Consider the following 15,750-nt stretch of genomic DNA (forward strand, 5'->3'; position numbering starts at 1 on the left):
CTCAGCCCGCCTTCCGCGTGGACGTGGTTGCCCTCCGGCTCCGGCTGCCCCCGGTACCGGCGGAGGCCGCGGCCTCGGAGGCCCCGGCCGTCGTCTTCTTGGCGGCCGACATGGCGGGGCTGGTGGCGGAAATGCTCGTCTTGGCGGGCCGCCTGGCGGCGGTGCTCTTGACGGCCGTGCTCCTCCTGGCGGCGGTCTTCTTGGCGATGGCGCTCGCCGCGATCGTCTTCGCCGTGCTCTTCTTGGCGGTACTGGCCTTCGCGGCGCTCGTCTTCGCGGCACCCGTCCCGGCCGCCCCCGTCTTCGCGGCCGGGCTCTTCCGGTCAGCGGTCTGCGTGCCGGAGGTTCTCTTGGCAACACTCCGCCGCGCGGACGTCCTCGCCGCCCCGGCCGCTCCGCCCTCCCGCTTGCCTCCGTCCCTGTCCCCGCCCCCGCCGGAGCCTCCCACCCCGTCCCGGAGCGCCCGGGCGGCCTCCGCCCCCGGCGACTCCTGCGGCCTCGGCCGGGTCAACCACGCCACCGCTCCCGCGGTCAGCGCGACCGGCCACTCCAGCAGTCCGGCGATGCCCAGCACCCCGGCCCCCGTGTACACGACGGCGCGCCGCCCGCGCGGCGACACCGCTCCGATCCTGTCCAGGGCGCCCTCGGCGGCCCTCCCGACCGTCCCGGCGCCCGGCACCTTGCGCAGCGCGGAGGCAGCCGCGTGCAACGGCCGCGGGAGCGTCTGCGCCGACTTCTGCTCAGCCATGACTGTTCGTCCTCGCCCTGTGCGTGCTCGGAAACCCTGGGAACCTCACCTTCCGCATTTCTCCGGGTTCCCGCACTTCGGGCGCTCATCCCGGTGAAGTGGTCCCGTGCTCGATGAGGGCTCGGCAGCCGCGTCCGGGACGTACGGTTCATGGAGCCCGACTCCAGCAGCCGGGCCTCGGCTTCGTCCACGTCCCCCTCGCCCCGGAAGCAGACGTGCAGCTGCTGGGGAACGACCTGGCCGGGCCAGTTCGGGGCGCGGTAGTCGTCGACGCGCTGGAAACCGAGGAGGAGCCCGTGCTCGCCGTTGATGCCCGCGAAGTCGGCGTTCGAGTCAGGGTGCCGTTCCCCAGGCCGGTGGCCTGCTGGTAGAACGCCGCCAGAGCCAGGGGATCGGGGCAGTCGAGCGTTATCGCGACCGGTTTCATCCACGACGGCATGGCATCTCCGCGTCTTTCGGTGGGAGGCAGCCGGCCCGCCCCCGCGCTCACCGCGCCGTGAAAGCCAGCTTCGCCCCCAGCGCGACGAACGACCCCGCGAAGCCCCGCCGCAGCCACGCCATCACCCTCGGCCTGGAGATGACGTGGCTGCGCACGGACGCGGCCAGGACGCCGTACCCGGCGAACACGACGAAGGTCACCAGCATGAACACACCGCCGAGCAGCAGCATCCGCGGCAGCGCTCCGGCCTGCCCCGGGTTCACGAACTGCGGCAGGAAGGCGAAGAAGAACAGCGTCAGCTTCGGGTTCAGGATGTTGATCAGCACGCCCCGCAGGATCACCCGCCCCGCCGGAACGGGCCCGGCGCGTTCGCCGGCCACCACTGGCGCATCTTTGTCCCGGAGGGTGGCCCACGCCATGTACAGCAGGTAGGCCACGCCGGCGTACTTGAGCACCTGGAAGGCGGTGGCGCTGGCGTGCAGCACCGCCGCGACGCCCGTGACGGTGGCGAGCAGGTGCGGCACGATCCCGAGCGCGCACCCGAGGGCGGCGACGACGCTCGCACGACGTCCGCGCGAGAGGGCGGCGGCGAGGGTGTAGACGACCCCGGTGCCGGGGGTCGCGACGACCACGAAGGTGGTCAGCAGAAAGGCGAGGCTCATGGCCACCACCCTGGCAACACGACGGCCCCCGACGGAGGACCACTCGGGATCCTCTGTCGGGGGCCAATCACGGACCCGGGGCGCTCACCCCTTCCCCGACCGAGTCGGGCGGTGGGCGAGCACGGGTCCGGGTGTCCAGGAGGCGGAGCCGCCTGGTACGTCAACCGGGGCGGACGTTCAGCAGCCGACGAGCCTCGAAGCGAGGTACCCCTCGATCTGGTCAAGCGACACGCGCTCCTGCTTCATCGTGTCCCGTTCCCGCACGGTCACCGCGTTGTCGTCGAGCGTGTCGAAGTCCACCGTCACGCAGAACGGCGTACCGATCTCGTCCTGGCGCCGGTACCGGCGCCCGATCGCACCGGCGTCGTCGAACTCGATGTTCCAGTGCTGCCGCAGCGCCTGCGCGAGCCCCTTCGCCTTCGGCGACAGCTCCGGGTTGCGGGACAGCGGCAGCACCGCGACCTTCACCGGGGCCAGACGCGGGTCGAGGCGCAGCACGGTGCGCTTCTCCATCTTGCCCTTGGCGTTGGGCGCCTCGTCCTCGACGTAGGCGTCGAGGAGGAAGGCGAGCATCGCCCGGCCGACACCGGCCGCCGGCTCGATGACGTACGGCGTCCAGCGCTCGCCGGCCTCCTGGTCGTAGTAGGCGAGGTCCTGGCCGGAGGCCTTGGCGTGCGAGGAGAGGTCGTAGTCGGTCCGGTTGGCGACACCCTCCAGCTCGCCCCACTCGCTGCCGCCGAACTGGAAGCGGTACTCGATGTCGGCGGTGCGCTTGGAGTAGTGGGAGAGCTTCTCGGCCGGGTGCTCGTACCACCGCATGTTCTCCTCGCGCATGCCGAGGCCGGTGTACCAGTTCCAGCGCTGCTCCATCCAGTACTCCTGCCACTTCTCGTCCTCGCCCGGCTTGACGAAGAACTCCATCTCCATCTGCTCGAACTCGCGAGTGCGGAAGATGAAGTTGCCGGGCGTGATCTCGTTGCGGAAGGACTTGCCCATCTGGGCGATGCCGAACGGCGGCTTGCGGCGCGAGGTGGTCTGCACCTGGGCGAAGTTGGTGAAGATGCCCTGCGCGGTCTCGGGCCGCAGGTAGGCGACGGAGCCGCTGTCCTGGGTCGGGCCGAGGTGGGTGGAGAGCAGGCCGGAGAACTGCTTGGGCTCGGTGAAGGTGCCCTTGTTGCCGCAGTTGGGGCAGTTGAGGTCGGCGAGGCCGTTCTCCGGGGCCTTGCCCTTCTTCTCCTCGTAGGCCTCTTCGAGGTGGTCCGCGCGGAACCGCTTGTGGCAGGAGGTGCACTCGGTCAGCGGGTCCGTGAAGGTCGCGACGTGACCGGAGGCCACCCAGACCTCGGGGGCGAGGATCACGGACGAGTCGAGACCGACGACGTCCTCGCGTGAGGTGACCATGTAGCGCCACCACTGGCGCTTGAGGTTCTCCTTGAGCTCGACACCCAGCGGACCGTAGTCCCAGGCGGCGCGCTGACCGCCGTAGATCTCACTGCAGGGGAATACGAAGCCACGGCGCTTGCTCAGGCTGACGATGGTGTCGATCTTGTCGGCGGCCACGGTGCTCTCTTCATTACGACGACGGGCGACGAAGCGAGATGCTTCCAGAGAATGCCTCAGGTTACCGGCGTGGGCCGCCCCTCGACCAAATCGGGGCCTCCCTGCACCGCCCCACTTAGTTGACAACGGTTTCCATATTTGTTGAAAATGAATGCCATGAACGTACGACGACGCCACATATCCGGCATAGCAGTCGCCGCGGCCGCCGCAGTCGGCCTCGGGACCCTCTCGGCCTGCTCCAGCGACAGCGCGGCGGCGGGCAACACGGACAAGTTCGACGTCGTCGCGTCGTTCTACCCGATGCAGTACCTCGCCGAGCAGATCGGCGGTGACCACGTGAACGTCACCACCCTCACCGAGCCCGGCCAGGAGCCGCACGACCTGGAGCTCAGCGCCAAGCAGACCGCCCAGATGGGCGAGGCGGACGCGGTGCTCTACCTGAAGTCCCTCCAGCCCGCCGTGGACGAGGCCGTCGGCCAGGCCGACGTGAAGACCAAGATCGACACGGCCACGCTGACGAAGCTCGAGGACCACGGGAGCGTCGAGCACGACCACGACCACGGGTCCGAGGGCCACTCCGAGGAGGAGCACGCCGCGGAGGCGCACTCCGAGGAGGAGGCCCACTCCGAGGAGGAGCACGCCCTCGACCCGCACGTCTGGCTGGACCCGGTGAAGTACGCCGAGATCGCCGAGGGCGTCGCCAAGGCCTTCGAGAAGGCCGACCCGGACAACGCCGCGGACTACCGCAAGAACGCCGACGCGCTGACGAAGAAGCTGGCCGACCTGAACACGGCGTACGAGGACGGCCTGGCGAACACCGACACCAAGGTCTTCTTCACCAACCACGCCGCCTTCGGCTACCTCGCCGAGCGCTACGGACTGACCCAGGAGGCCATCAACGGCCTCGACCCGGAGAGCGAGCCCAGCCCCGCCCGGATCAAGGAACTCCAGGACGAGGCCAAGGCCGACGGCGTCACCACCGTCTTCTACGAGACACTGGTGTCCGACAAGACCGCGAAGACCCTCGCCAAGGACGCGGGCCTGAAGACCGACGTCCTCGACCCGCTGGAGGGCATCACCGACAAGTCGAAGGGCGACGACTACATCGCGGTCATGGAGTCCAATCTCAAGGCGCTCGAGGCCGCCCTCGGCGCCAAGTGAGCGCACCGATCGTTACGGAGGGCATCGTGAGCGACGAGCCTGTCATCTCCCTGCGCGGCGTCCGCGCCGAGCTGGGCTCACGCCCCGTCCTGCGCGGCATCGACCTCACCGTGGGCCGCGGTGAGGTCGTGGCGCTGCTCGGCGCCAACGGCTCCGGCAAGTCCACGGCCGTGCGCACGGTCATCGGCCAGGTGCCCGTCACGGCCGGGGAGATCGAGCTGTTCGGCACCCCGCGGCGCCGCTTCCGCGACTGGGCGCGCGTGGGCTACGTCCCGCAGCGCACGACGGCCGCGGGCGGCGTCCCCGCCACGGTGACCGAGGTCGTCTCCTCCGGCCGCCTCTCCCGCGCCCGCTTCGGCGTGCTGCGCAAGGCGGACCGCGAGGCGGTCCGCCGCGCCCTCGACCTGGTCGGGATGGCGGACCGCGCCAAGGACTCCGTCAACGCCCTCTCCGGCGGCCAGCACCAGCGGGTGCTGATCGCCCGCTCGCTCGCCGCCGAACCCGAGCTGCTGATCATGGACGAGCCGATGGCCGGCGTCGACCTGGCCAGCCAGGGGGTCCTGGCCGACACCCTGCGCGACCAGGTCGCCGCCGGCACCACCGTCCTCCTCGTCCTGCACGAGCTGGGACCCCTGGAGCCCCTGATCGACCGGGCGGTCGTCCTCCGCGACGGCTGTGTCGTCCACGACGGCCCGCCCCCCAAGGCCGTCGGCCAGCACGCCCTGCCCGGCCACGACCACGTACACCCGCACGCACCGGCGGGCGCCGAACCGATCCGCACGGGACTGCTGAGCTGATGGAAATCCTGAACTACGCCTTCATGCAGCGTGCGCTGCTGGCGGCCGTCCTGGTCGGCATCACCGCCCCCGCCGTCGGCATCTACCTGGTCCAGCGCCGCCAGGCCCTCATGGGCGACGGCATCGGCCACGTGGCGATGACCGGCGTCGGCCTCGGCTTCCTGCTCACCTGGTCCCCGGTGTGGATGGCGACCCTGGTCTCCGTCCTCGGCGCGGTCCTCATGGAGCTGATCCGCTGGTACGGCAAGACCCGCGGCGACATCGCCCTCGCCATGCTCTTCTACGGCGGCATGGCCGGCGGCGTGATGTTCATCAACCTCTCGCCGACGGGCTCCAACGCCAACCTCACCTCGTACCTCTTCGGCTCCCTGTCGACGGTGAGCGATTCCGACGTCACCGCGATCTGCCTCCTGGCGGCCTTCGTGGTCCTCGTCACCCTCGGCCTGCGCCGCCAGCTGTTCGCGGTCAGCCAGGACGAGGAGTTCGCCCGGGTCACCGGCCTGCCGGTGCGCGCTCTGAACCTGCTGACGGCCGTCACGGCGGCCGTGACGGTGACGGTCGCGATGCGCGTCGTCGGGCTGCTGCTGGTGTCGGCGCTGATGGTGGTCCCGGTGGCCGCCGCGCAGCAGCTGACCCGTTCCTTCGCCGCAACCTTCGCCGTGGCCGTCGCGATCGGCGTCACGGTGACCATCAGCGGCACGGTCACGTCGTACTACCAGGACGTGCCGCCCGGCGCGACGATCGTGCTGCTCACCATCGGGGCGTTCGTCCTGATGACCGCGCTGGCCGCACCGCTGGCCCGGCGGCGCGCGCGGGCGCTCAGGGCGGCGCAGCCCGCCGCCGATCCCGCAGAATGCAAGATTCCGGCCACCCGGGGGACCACCGACGAGGTCGGCGTCTGACCGTCGGCGGGCCGGGCTGGCACAATGGCCCGGCAAGCCGCAGACGTGAGGAGGAATCCGGTGACGACCGCTGGACCGCCCGTGAAGGGCCGCGCCACCCGGCAGCGGGCCGCCGTGTCGGCGGCCCTCCAGGAGGTCGAGGAGTTCCGCAGCGCGCAGGAGCTCCACGACATGCTCAAGCACAAGGGCGACTCGGTCGGTCTCACCACCGTCTACCGCACCCTGCAGTCCCTCGCCGACGCCGGCGAGGTCGACGTCCTGCGCACCGCCGACGGCGAGTCCGTCTACCGCCGCTGCTCCACCGACGACCACCACCACCACCTGGTCTGCCGCACCTGCGGCAAGGCGGTGGAGGTCGAGGGACCGGCCGTGGAGAAGTGGGCGGAGGCCATCGCCGCCGAGCACGGCTACGTCAACGTGGCGCACACCGTGGAGATCTTCGGCACGTGCGCGGACTGCGCGGGTGCCACCGGCGGCTGAGCCGATGGGGCCGGGGCTTTGCCCCGGGCCCCTGTTGCCGGCCTGAACGGCCTCGTCGTCAAACTCCGGACGGGCTGGAGCCTTCCGTCCGGCCCTCCATGGCGAGGAGTTCCTCGTTGGGGATCGCGCCGCCGAACCGCCGGTCCCGCGAGGCGAACTCCAGGCAGGCCCGCCACAGATCGCGCCGGTCGAAGTCGGGCCAGAGCACGTCCTGGAAGACCATCTCGGCATAGGCGCTCTGCCACAGCAGGTAGTTCGACGTGCGCTGCTCCCCGCTCGGCCGCAGGAACAGGTCCACGTCCGGCATGTCCGGGTAGTACAGGTACTTGGCGAGCGTCTTCTCGTTCACCTTCGACGGGTCGAGCCGCCCGGCCCGCACGTCCTCGGCGAGGGCCTGCGCCGCGTCGGCGATCTCGGCCCGCCCGCCGTAGTTCATGCAGAAGTACAGCGTGAGCAGGTCGTTGTCCTTGGTCTGCTCCTGGGCGACCTGGAGCTCCTTGGCGACCGACTTCCACAGCTTCGGCATCCGCCCGACCCAGCGCACGCGGATCCCCAGCTCGTCGAGCTGGTCGCGGGTCTTGCGGATGAAGTCCCGGTTGAAGTTCATCAGGAAGCGCACCTCGTCCGGCGACCGCTTCCAGTTCTCGGTGGAGAAGGCGTACAGGGAGATGTTCTTCACGCCCATCTCGATGCCGCCCTGGAGCACGTCGAGCACCCGCTCGGCCCCGACCTTGTGCCCCTCGGTGCGCGGCAGCCCGCGTTCCTTGGCCCAGCGCCCGTTGCCGTCCATGACGATCGCCACATGCTCCGGAACCAGCTCACCGAGCTTAGGAGGCCGCGCGCCGGACGGGTGCGGCTCCGGCGTCCTGTACTCCCGGCGCTGACGCCCCAGGAATCCGCGTACCGCCATGTGTCTCTCGTCTCCTTCAGGTGACTTCGGCTTCAGGTTTTCTCTACGTACCGCAGGGAGCGCAGGCCGCGCTCCAGGTGCCAGTGCAGGTAGGCGGAGACCAGCCCGCTCCCCTCCCGGACGTACCGCGGCTCGCACGCGTCCGCGGTCCCCCAGTCTCCCGTGAGCAGCGCCCCGAGCAGTTCCAGGGCCTGCGGCGAGGGTACGACGCTGCCGGGCACCCGGCAGTCGGCGCAGACGGAACCGCCCGATCCGACCGAGAAGAACCGGTTCGGACCGGGCATCCCGCACTTCGCGCAGTCCCCGAAGGTCGGGGCGTACCCGTTCACGGCAAGCGAGCGCAGCAGGAAGGCGTCCAGCACGAGGTTCGGCGCGTGCTCGCCCCGGGCGAGGGTCCGCAGCCCGCCGACCAGCAGCAGGTACTGCTGCACCGCCGGCTCGCCCTCGTGGTCGGTGAACCGCTCGGCCGTCTCCAGCATGGCCGTCCCGGCGGTGTACCGGGCGTAGTCGGTCACGATGCCACCGCCGTACGGCGCGATGGTCTCGCTCTGCGTGCACAGCGGCAGCCCGCGTCCGACCAGCTCGCTCCCCTTCGAGAAGAACTGCACGTCGACGTGCGAGAACGGCTCCAGCCGCGCCCCGAACTTCGACTTCGTCCGCCGCACTCCGCGCGCCACGGCGCGTACGCGTCCGTGACCGCGTGTGAGCAACGTGATGATCCGGTCCGCCTCACCCAGCTTCTGGGTGCGCAGCACGATGCCGTCGTCGCGGAACAGACTCATGCCGTCCATTCTCGCGCATGCGTCAGGGCACCTCGCCCCGGCTTCTGGCATTGGTGTAGGCCGTCGCCGCGCTGAGGCGCTCCGCCGGGGTGGCGTGGCGTACGTCACCCGGCTCGGCGTCCCACTCCCGGCCACCGCCGTACGGCCGCATCTGGACGTACGGGCCCTCGTGCCCCATGACGAGGCCGACGCGCCCGGTGCGGATGTCGATGGCGTAGGTGCCGACGGGCGGGGGGTAGGTCATCGCAGCACCGCCGCGAGGCGCCGCGCGGTCCCGACGGAACACCGGCCCAATTCGACGAGGGGACAGGGTGCCTCCCGCGCAAGACTCACCGGGTCGAGCCCGAGGGAGGGAAGAGTAATTCCGGCCTCCGCGAGCGCCGCGCGCAATTCTTTCACCGTGTCCTCCGCTTCTTCGACGCAGAGCGCCGAGTGTGGTGCCTCCACCGTGTTCCCCTCCGCTTTACGGTTTCACTCTTCGCGCCTCCAGAATGCCGTGCGATGACTACACTCGGCGGGAATATGCGCACTACAAGTGGGGTTCCGCGCGCAGGGGTTGGTTATGGCCAATGGTTCACGGCAGGCGGCGTGGGAGTTCTTCGGAACGGAACTGAAACGGCGGCGCGAGGATGCGGGAATCACCCAAGTCGAGCTCGGGGCTCGGGTTTTCGTGTCGGGGGGCTACATCGGGCGGTTCGAACAGGCTATTCGTAAGCCGCAGTTGGACGTGGCGCAGAGGATTGACGAGGGCGGTTGTGCCGGAAGTTGATTGACGATCCGCGATACGCGGATCTGCGAGTTCGCGCCGACGGTTGTTCCGGGCCTGCTGCAGACGAAGGAGTACGCACGAGCGGTCACGATCGCCGCGAATCCGTTCGAGCCGGACTCCTACGTCGACGAGATCGTCACCGCCCGCTCGGAGCGATCGCTCATCCTCGACGACGCTGCACGGCCCGAGTATTGGGTGACCTTGCATGAGAACGTGCTGCGGATTGGCGTGGGCGGTCCGCAGGCCATGGCGGCGCAGTCGGGTCACATCGCACGGCTGATGCGTGACCGCACTGCGGTGGTGACAGTGCTCCCGTACGACGCAGGGGCGCATGCGGCCATGGGCGGGATGTTGAAGCTCATGGACTTCGAAGAGGCCCCGCCGGTGGCATGTACGGAGACGGAGTATTCGGGCACACTCATCGACGATCCGGCCGTGGTGATGCACGCGCAGCGCACATACGATCTGCTCAGGGCCGCCGCACTGTCGCCGGAGGCGTCCCTGGCCCTGATCGAATCGGCGGCGGAGGCCTTCAGACGATGCGCGCGTTCGACTTGAGCAACGCCCGCTGGACGAAGAGCACCTACAGCAACGGTGACGGAGACAACTGCGTCGAAGTGGCCGACGGAGTCCCCGGCGTCGTGCCCGTCCGGGACAGCAAGGTGGCCGGTGGGCCGGTGGTCGTCGTCGGGTCGGTGGCCTGGACGGAGTTCGTACGTACCGTCGGGGCACTCCACCAGCAGGCGGCCCCAGGGCCGACGCCTGCGGCGACCCTGAGCCGCACACTGGGGTAAGCCCCCCGGCGTTTCGGGGCGTTGTCCGGATGGGGAGCCCCCCGCGCATCCGCGAGGCTCGTCGCATGACGCAGCGCACGCGCATCCTCCGTAACGCCGCCCTCGTCGGCGTGTCCACCGCCCTCCTCGCCGCCACCGCGCCCGTGACCGCCTCCGCGGCCACCGGCGGCCCGCCCGGGACCGAGCCCCTGTCCTGGACCGCCTGCGAGGGCGCCACCGTCGACCCCCGTCAGCAGTGCGCCGCCCTCCAGGTCCCCGTGGATCACTCCGACCCCGACAGCCCACGGATCGACATCACCGTCTCGCGCATCCCCGCCGAGGATCCGGACGCCCGGCGCGGCGCCCTGCTGCTCATCGCCGGCGGGCCGGGCGGCTCCAGCCTGAACGACCCGTCGGGGAAGGGGCAGAAACTGCCGCAGGGCGTCCGCGACACCCACGACCTCATCGGGTTCGCCCCGCGCGGGCTCGCACCGTCCTCCCCCGTCTCCTGCGGGCTGGAGTACGGCGACCTCGCCACCTCAAAGCTCCGCCCCTGGCCCGCTCCCGACGGCTCGGTGGACGGGAACATGGCCACCGCCCGCCGTATGGCCGACTCGTGCGCACGCAACGGTGGTGAACTGATCAAGCACCTCAGCACCGCCAACGAGGCCCGCGACATCGACCGCATCCGGGCCGCGCTCGGCGAGCGGAAGATCTCCGCGTGGGGTGTCTCGTACGGGACGTACGTCGGCGCGGTCTACTCGCAGCTCTTCCCCCACCGCACCGATCGCATCGTGCTGGACAGCGTCGACAACCCCGACCCCGACCGCGTCAACCGGGCCTGGCTCGCCGGGCACGAGCAGGGCGTCGAGGACACCTTCCCGCACTTCGCCGCATGGGCCTCGAGGCCGGGCAACCCGGACCGCCTGGCGCGCCGGGCCGCCGATGTCCGGCCGATGTTCCTGCGGCTCGCCGCGCGGCTCGACCGTGAGCCGATCCCGTGGCCCGGCGCCAATCCGGAGGAGCTGAACGGCAACGTGCTGCGCCAGGCGTTGCTGGACGGCCTCTACCGGCCCGGCCGCTACCCGGCGCTCGCCCAGCTGATGCGGGCCGCCCGGCAGGGCACCGTGCCGCCCGCGCCCGAGGCGCCGCCCGAGGAAGTGCTGCAGAACGTCGCAGGCGTCGGCGCAGGGACACTGTGCAACGACGTGGCGTGGCCCGAGTCCCAGGCCGTGTACGAGAAGGGCGTCGCCGAGAGCCGCGCCAAGTACCCGCTCACCGCCGGCATGCCCCGCAACGCGATGCTCTGCGCCTCCTGGCCGTACCCGCCGCGTGAGGCGCCGGTGCGGATCACCGACCACGGCCCGTCCAACGTCCTGCTGGTGCAGAACGAGCGGGACGTCGCCACCCCGCTCACCGGCGCGTTGAAGATGCGGGATGCGCTCGGGCGCCGCGCGGTCATGGTCACCGTGGACTCCACCGGCCACGACGCCTACCTCGCCAACGGCAACGCCTGCGGCGACCGCGTCGTCTCCCGCTTCCTGGCGACCGGGGACCGTCCGGACTCGGACCTCTACTGCCGCTGACCGGTGCCGGGTGTCACCAGGCCCGACTCGTACGCCACGATGACCAGTTGGGCCCGGTCCCGGGTGCCCAGCTTGCCCATGATGCGGCTGACGTGGGTCTTGGCGGTGAGGGGGCTCAGGCCCAGGGCGTCGGCGATCTCGGTGTTGTTGAGGCCCCGGGCGACCAGGGTGAGGACCTGCCGTTCGCGGTCGGACAGGCAGTCGGGGCCGTCACCGCCCCCCACGGGCGTCGCAGGGCAGCGCAGGAAGCGTTCGATCAGGCGGGCCGTCGGGCCGGGTGACAGGAGCGCGTCACCCGCCGTCACCGTGCGGATGGCGTCGAGGAGGTCGGCGGGTCTCGTGTCCTTGACCAGGAAGCCGGAGGCGCCCGCGCGCAGGGCCTCCACGATGTTCTCGTCCGTGTCGTAGGTGGTGAGGACGAGTACCTTCACGCCCGCCAGGTCCTCGTCGGCCGCGACGAGCCGGGTCGCCTCGATGCCGTCGAGGTCGGGCATGCGGATGTCCATGACGACCAGGTCGGCGCGTTCGGTACGGGCCAGTTCGACGGCCTGGCGGCCGGTGCCCGCCTCGCCGACCACCTCCATGTCGGGGGCCGACGCGACGAGCAGGGCGAACGCGGCTCGGACGAGGTTCTGGTCGTCCGCGAGCAGTACGCGTATGGTCATCCGGCTCTCTCCGCGGTGATCGTCGTCGTGGTCGTCGGCATGGGTGTGGGGGGTGTCGGCAGTACGGCCGTCACCTCGAAGCCGGTGCCCGTCCCGCGCGGCCCGGCGTCGAGTGTGCCACCGACGCTGCGGGCCCGCTCGCGCATCCCGACCAGACCGAATCCCGGGGTGCCGGCCGGGTCATGGCCGGTGCCGTCGTCGGTGACGGACAGGCGCAGGGCGCCCCGCTCGGCGCACACCTCGACCTGGACGGACGGTTCGGGTCCCGCGTGGCGTACGGCGTTGGTCAGCGCCTCCTGCACGATGCGGTAGGCGGCGGCGCCGACCGCGGGCGGGACGTCGTCGGCCCGTACCGACAGGTCCACCCTCGCTCCGGCCAGGCGCGCCGCCTCCGCCAGGTCGGGCAGGCCGTGCAGGCCGGGCAGCGCGCCTCGGGCGTCGGGAGTGTCCTGGGCACGCAGGACCTCCAGGGTGGTGCGCAGTTCGCCGCGCGCCGACCGGCAGGTCTCGGCGATGTCGTCGAGGGCCTTGGCGACGGCGGCGCGGTCCAGGCGCTCGGGGTCGGCGGTCAGGACGTGGGCGGCGACGGAGGTCTGCACGCCGATCAGGGTGATGCTGTGCGCGAGCAGGTCGTGCAGGTCCCGGGCGACGCGCAGGCGTTCCTCGGCGACGCGGCGCCGGGCCTCCTCCTCGCGGGTGCGTTCGGCGCGTTCGGCGCGTTCGACGATGGAGGCGACGTACTGGCGGTAGTAGCGGACGTCGATGCCGCAGAACAGGACGGCGACGACCCAGCCGGTGATCCGGAGCAGCTCGATCGTGCCCTCGGGGTTGGTGAGGGCGTTCATGACCAGCCCCACCCCGATGACGGTGCCGCCGGTGGCCAGGGTGCGGCGCACGGTGCCGGTCGTGGCGATGGTGTAGAGCGCCACCATGGTCGCGGGGACGGGCGCGGAGTGGTTGTGGTCGAGGGCGTGGTAGGCGGCGACCGGGGCGGCCACCAGGCAGAACTTCAGCATGGGGCGGCGCCTGCGCCGTGCCAGCGGCGCGTGGCCGGCGAGCAGGAGGGCCCAGCCCAGGGCGTCGGGGCGACGGCCCTCGTCGGCGAGCAGGGCGATGCAGGCCGCCGCGGTGAAGAGGACCGCGGCGAGGACGGTGTCGTTGCGGTCGGCGTGCGGGGCGGCCGACGGGTCGCGGTTGATCGCGGCCATGATCCGCTCGCCGAGGCGGGGTCCGGGCCCCGGCGGAGGGGTGGGGGTAATTGCCTGCACCCGCCCATCCTCCGCGACGGGCGCGCCCCTCCGGGAGAGGAGGGGCGCACTCCGGTCGGGGGGTGCCGGCTCAGACACCGACGGGCTCCCGTTCACCGGCCGGTGCCGGCTCCTCGGGTCCCCGGGAGAGGCGGCCCGGCCACCACAGCCGGCGGCGCAGGGCGACGCTCGCGCTGGTGACCAGGTAGGTGCGGACGAGGAAGGTGTCGAGGAGGACGCCGACGGCGATGACGAAGCCCAGCTCGACGAGTTGCACCATCGGCATGCTGGTGAGCACCGCGAAGGTGGCCGCGAGGACCAGCCCGGCGGAGGCGATGACGCCGCCCGTGGTGCGCAGTGCGGTGAGCGCGGCCCGCGTCGGTTCGGCGCCGTGCAGGGACTCCTCGCGCATCCGGTGCATCAGGAAGATGCCGTAGTCGACGCCCAGGGCCACCAGGAAGACGAAGGACAGCAGGCCGAGGCCCGGATCGGTGCCCTCGAAGCCGAAGAGCGGACCGAAGACCAGGCCGCCGATACCGAGGGCCGCACCCCACACGGCGACCACGGCGGTGACCAGGATCAGCGGGGCGACCAGGGAGCGGAGCAGGACGACGAGGATCAGCAGGACCGACAGCAGCACCAGCGGGACGACGATGACGGTGTCCCGGGCGTTGGTGTCCTCCAGGTCGATCTGCTGGGCGCTGGGGCCGCCGACGTAGGAGCCGTCGAGGCGGTCGCGCAGGTCCTCGATGGTGGCGGTCTCGGCGGCCGACTGGGGCGGGGCGGAGGCCAGGAGGGTCAGCTCGGTCCATCCGTCGCCGCTGCGGCCCCGCTCGGCGCTCACCACACCCCGTGTGTCGCGGGCCTCGGCGAGGGCGGCGTCGGCACCGTCGGTCGGGGTGATGACGGTGATGGGCTGGGTGCCGCGCTCCGGGTAGGCGGCGGCGAGGGTTTCCATGGCGGCGATCGCCTCGGGCTTGGAGGTGAAGGAGTCCTCCTGCTTGAGGGTGCCGGGGAGGTTGAGGGAGCCGAGGGCGAGTGCGCCGAGCAGGAGGGCGCCGCCCACCAGGACCGCGCGGGGGCGTCGTTCGGCGGAGCCGCCCATCGCCGTGAAGAGCGACTTGCGGGCCTTGGGCGTGCTGCCGTAGCGGGGTACGAGGGGCCAGAAGACGCGGCGGCCCAGCAGGACCAGGATCGCGGGGAGCAGGGTGAGCATGGCGGCCAGCGCGCAGAGCACGCCGACGGTGCCGAGCGGGCCCATGCCACGGCTGGAGTTGAGGTCGGCGGCGAGCAGGCAGAGCAGGCCGGCGGCGACGGTGCCGGAGGAGGCGAGGACGGCGGGGCCGCAGCCGCGCAGGGCGGCGAGCATGGCGTCGCGGGGGCGTTCGATGCGGCGCAGCTCCTCGCGGTAGCGGGAGACCAGCAGCAGCGCGTAGTCGGTGCCGACGCCGAAGACGAGGATGGTCATGATGCCGGTGCTCTGACCGGAGACCGAGGTGCCGAACCACTGGTTGAGGCCGTAGGCGACGCCCATGGAGAGGTAGTCGGCCATTCCGGCGACGGCGAGCGGGACCAGCCAGAGGAAGGGGCTGCGGTAGATGAGGATCAGGAGGAGGGCGACGACGGCGGCCGTGGTGTAGAGGAGCGGGCCGTCGAGGGAGTTGTAGACCTCGCCCGCGTCGGTGGCGAGGGCGCCCGCGCCGCCGACGTCGACGCTCAGCCCGTCGCCGCCCTCGGCGATCTCCCGAACGGCGCCCACGAGTGCGTCGCGCGCCTCCTCGTCCTGGCCGGGTTCGGTGCTGGCGACCGGGTACATGAGGGTGGTGCCGTCCTCGGACGGGATGCCGGAGGGGCGGTCGGTGAGCGGGTGCGCGGACGCGATCCCGGCGATCTGGTCGGCGGCGGTGGCCTTGTCGGCGGCGGTCAGTCCGGTGTCGCGGTGGTAGACGACGACCATCTCGGTGGCCTCGCCGCCGGGCAGCCGGTCCTGGATCTTCGCCACCTGGGTCGAGTCGGCGCTCGCCGGCAGGTAGTCGACGGCGCGGTCGCGCTGCACGTCGGACAGTTGCGACGCGAACGGCGCGGCGATCGCCAGTACGGCGACCCACAGGCCGAGCACCAGCCAGGGCACGGCCCGGCGCCGCCCGGAGCGCATCCCTCCGTCTGTCCCCCCGCGTGTCCTTGCAGCCCCCATGGGACGGTCTCCTCCGGTCGGAAGTCTGGTTCGGTGTCTCCAGACTTCCGGCGGCGGAGCGCCGTCGCGTCGGGC

16 protein-coding genes and 2 pseudogenes are annotated in these 15,750 nt (G+C 71.5%); 7 read left to right on the forward strand and 11 right to left on the reverse strand.

The annotated features are described in order from the left end of the window. Position 1: 1 nt before the first annotated feature. From IE142_RS36255 to IE142_RS01765, 4 genes and pseudogenes are all read right to left on the reverse strand, one after another. Positions 2 to 748 carry a TrbL/VirB6 family protein gene (locus IE142_RS36255; protein ID WP_229830117.1) on the reverse strand — a complete coding sequence of 249 codons (747 nt, stop codon included), beginning with the start codon at positions 746 to 748 and terminating at the stop codon, positions 2 to 4. A gap of 152 nt (positions 749 to 900) precedes the next feature. Further along, a pseudogene (locus IE142_RS36260) lies at positions 901 to 1,187 on the reverse strand (VOC family protein); the annotation flags it as partial. 47 nt (positions 1,188 to 1,234) lie between these two features. Next, positions 1,235 to 1,849 (reverse strand): LysE family translocator, encoded by a 615-nt coding sequence (locus IE142_RS01760; protein WP_191884064.1) that lies wholly within the window; start codon positions 1,847 to 1,849, stop codon positions 1,235 to 1,237. 177 nt (positions 1,850 to 2,026) lie between these two features. Then, on the reverse strand, positions 2,027 to 3,409 hold the full coding sequence (locus IE142_RS01765; protein WP_043373159.1) for a glycine--tRNA ligase: 1,383 nt from the start codon (positions 3,407 to 3,409) through the stop codon (positions 2,027 to 2,029). Between the two features lie 156 nt (positions 3,410 to 3,565). Here IE142_RS01765 and IE142_RS01770 point away from each other — a divergent pair, with 156 nt between their 5' ends. The 4 genes from IE142_RS01770 to IE142_RS01785 are packed head-to-tail and all read left to right on the forward strand — an operon-like array spanning position 3,566 to position 6,749. Then, positions 3,566 to 4,570 carry a zinc ABC transporter substrate-binding protein gene (locus tag IE142_RS01770; RefSeq protein WP_191884065.1) on the forward strand — a complete coding sequence of 335 codons (1,005 nt, stop codon included), beginning with the start codon at positions 3,566 to 3,568 and terminating at the stop codon, positions 4,568 to 4,570. A 26-nt stretch (positions 4,571 to 4,596) separates the two neighbouring features. After that, positions 4,597 to 5,367: a metal ABC transporter ATP-binding protein gene (locus IE142_RS01775; protein WP_191884066.1), complete on the forward strand. Its 771-nt coding sequence runs from the start codon at positions 4,597 to 4,599 to the stop codon at positions 5,365 to 5,367. After that, positions 5,367 to 6,269 (forward strand): metal ABC transporter permease, encoded by a 903-nt coding sequence (locus IE142_RS01780; protein WP_191884067.1) that lies wholly within the window; start codon positions 5,367 to 5,369, stop codon positions 6,267 to 6,269. The genes IE142_RS01775 and IE142_RS01780 overlap by 1 nt, the downstream gene beginning before the upstream one ends. A gap of 60 nt (positions 6,270 to 6,329) precedes the next feature. Continuing rightward, positions 6,330 to 6,749, forward strand: a complete 420-nt coding sequence (locus tag IE142_RS01785; RefSeq protein ID WP_043373152.1) for a Fur family transcriptional regulator — start codon at positions 6,330 to 6,332, stop codon at positions 6,747 to 6,749. A gap of 58 nt (positions 6,750 to 6,807) precedes the next feature. Here the strand turns inward: IE142_RS01785 and IE142_RS01790 are convergent, their stop codons facing one another. From IE142_RS01790 to IE142_RS36265, 4 genes are read right to left on the reverse strand one after another with little or no spacing between them, the layout of a single operon-like run. Continuing rightward, positions 6,808 to 7,659: an isoprenyl transferase gene (locus tag IE142_RS01790; protein ID WP_043373150.1), complete on the reverse strand. Its 852-nt coding sequence runs from the start codon at positions 7,657 to 7,659 to the stop codon at positions 6,808 to 6,810. 32 nt (positions 7,660 to 7,691) lie between these two features. Continuing rightward, a complete protein-coding gene (gene recO / locus IE142_RS01795; RefSeq protein ID WP_043377137.1) occupies positions 7,692 to 8,441 on the reverse strand; it encodes a DNA repair protein RecO in 750 nt (249 codons plus the stop codon). 22 nt (positions 8,442 to 8,463) lie between these two features. Beyond that, a complete protein-coding gene (locus IE142_RS01800; protein WP_043373148.1) occupies positions 8,464 to 8,685 on the reverse strand; it encodes a hypothetical protein in 222 nt (73 codons plus the stop codon). Next, complete coding sequence (locus IE142_RS36265; RefSeq protein WP_229830118.1) at positions 8,682 to 8,888, reverse strand: hypothetical protein; 207 nt, start codon at positions 8,886 to 8,888, stop codon at positions 8,682 to 8,684. The genes IE142_RS01800 and IE142_RS36265 overlap by 4 nt, the downstream gene beginning before the upstream one ends. Before the next feature lie 115 nt (positions 8,889 to 9,003). On the opposite strand from IE142_RS36265, the pseudogene IE142_RS01805 reads away from it, so the two are divergent. The 3 genes and pseudogenes from IE142_RS01805 (at position 9,004) to IE142_RS01815 (ending at position 11,569) form a co-directional block, all read left to right on the forward strand. Beyond that, positions 9,004 to 9,768, forward strand: a pseudogene (locus tag IE142_RS01805) (helix-turn-helix domain-containing protein). Then, complete coding sequence (locus IE142_RS01810; protein ID WP_191884068.1) at positions 9,750 to 10,004, forward strand: DUF397 domain-containing protein; 255 nt, start codon at positions 9,750 to 9,752, stop codon at positions 10,002 to 10,004. The pseudogene IE142_RS01805 and the gene IE142_RS01810 overlap by 19 nt, the downstream one beginning before the upstream one ends. A 65-nt stretch (positions 10,005 to 10,069) precedes the next feature. Then, entirely contained in the window at positions 10,070 to 11,569 is a 1,500-nt protein-coding gene (locus IE142_RS01815) for an alpha/beta hydrolase (RefSeq protein WP_191884069.1), read from the forward strand. Here IE142_RS01815 and IE142_RS01820 read toward each other — a convergent pair. The 3 genes from IE142_RS01820 to IE142_RS01830 form a co-directional block, all read right to left on the reverse strand. Next, positions 11,557 to 12,234 carry a response regulator transcription factor gene (locus tag IE142_RS01820; protein ID WP_191884070.1) on the reverse strand — a complete coding sequence of 226 codons (678 nt, stop codon included), beginning with the start codon at positions 12,232 to 12,234 and terminating at the stop codon, positions 11,557 to 11,559. The genes IE142_RS01815 and IE142_RS01820 overlap by 13 nt on opposite strands. Further along, entirely contained in the window at positions 12,231 to 13,502 is a 1,272-nt protein-coding gene (locus IE142_RS01825; protein WP_370466240.1) for a sensor histidine kinase, read from the reverse strand. Before IE142_RS01825 ends, IE142_RS01820 begins: the two co-directional genes overlap by 4 nt. 70 nt (positions 13,503 to 13,572) lie before the next feature. After that, positions 13,573 to 15,636: an MMPL family transporter gene (locus IE142_RS01830; protein WP_191884071.1), complete on the reverse strand. Its 2,064-nt coding sequence runs from the start codon at positions 15,634 to 15,636 to the stop codon at positions 13,573 to 13,575. Positions 15,637 to 15,750: the final 114 nt, after the last annotated feature.

The organism is Streptomyces mutabilis (genome assembly GCF_014649815.1).
GTDB lineage: Bacteria > Actinomycetota > Actinomycetes > Streptomycetales > Streptomycetaceae > Streptomyces > Streptomyces mutabilis.

Excerpts from the sequence above, each read along its gene's own strand:
- IE142_RS01780 (WP_191884067.1), top strand. The coding sequence starts at position 5,367 with ATGGAAATCCTGAACTACGCCTTCATGCAGCGTGCGCTGCTGGCGGCC.
- recO (WP_043377137.1), bottom strand. The coding sequence starts at position 8,441 with ATGAGTCTGTTCCGCGACGACGGCATCGTGCTGCGCACCCAGAAGCTG.
- IE142_RS01770 (WP_191884065.1), top strand. The coding sequence starts at position 3,566 with ATGAACGTACGACGACGCCACATATCCGGCATAGCAGTCGCCGCGGCC.
- IE142_RS01790 (WP_043373150.1), bottom strand. The coding sequence starts at position 7,659 with ATGGCGGTACGCGGATTCCTGGGGCGTCAGCGCCGGGAGTACAGGACG.
- IE142_RS36255 (WP_229830117.1), bottom strand. The coding sequence starts at position 748 with ATGGCTGAGCAGAAGTCGGCGCAGACGCTCCCGCGGCCGTTGCACGCG.
- IE142_RS01815 (WP_191884069.1), top strand. The coding sequence starts at position 10,070 with ATGACGCAGCGCACGCGCATCCTCCGTAACGCCGCCCTCGTCGGCGTG.
- IE142_RS01830 (WP_191884071.1), bottom strand. The coding sequence starts at position 15,636 with ATGCGCTCCGGGCGGCGCCGGGCCGTGCCCTGGCTGGTGCTCGGCCTG.
- IE142_RS01810 (WP_191884068.1), top strand. The coding sequence starts at position 9,750 with ATGCGCGCGTTCGACTTGAGCAACGCCCGCTGGACGAAGAGCACCTAC.
- IE142_RS01820 (WP_191884070.1), bottom strand. The coding sequence starts at position 12,234 with ATGACCATACGCGTACTGCTCGCGGACGACCAGAACCTCGTCCGAGCC.
- IE142_RS01760 (WP_191884064.1), bottom strand. The coding sequence starts at position 1,849 with ATGAGCCTCGCCTTTCTGCTGACCACCTTCGTGGTCGTCGCGACCCCC.
- IE142_RS01800 (WP_043373148.1), bottom strand. The coding sequence starts at position 8,685 with ATGACCTACCCCCCGCCCGTCGGCACCTACGCCATCGACATCCGCACC.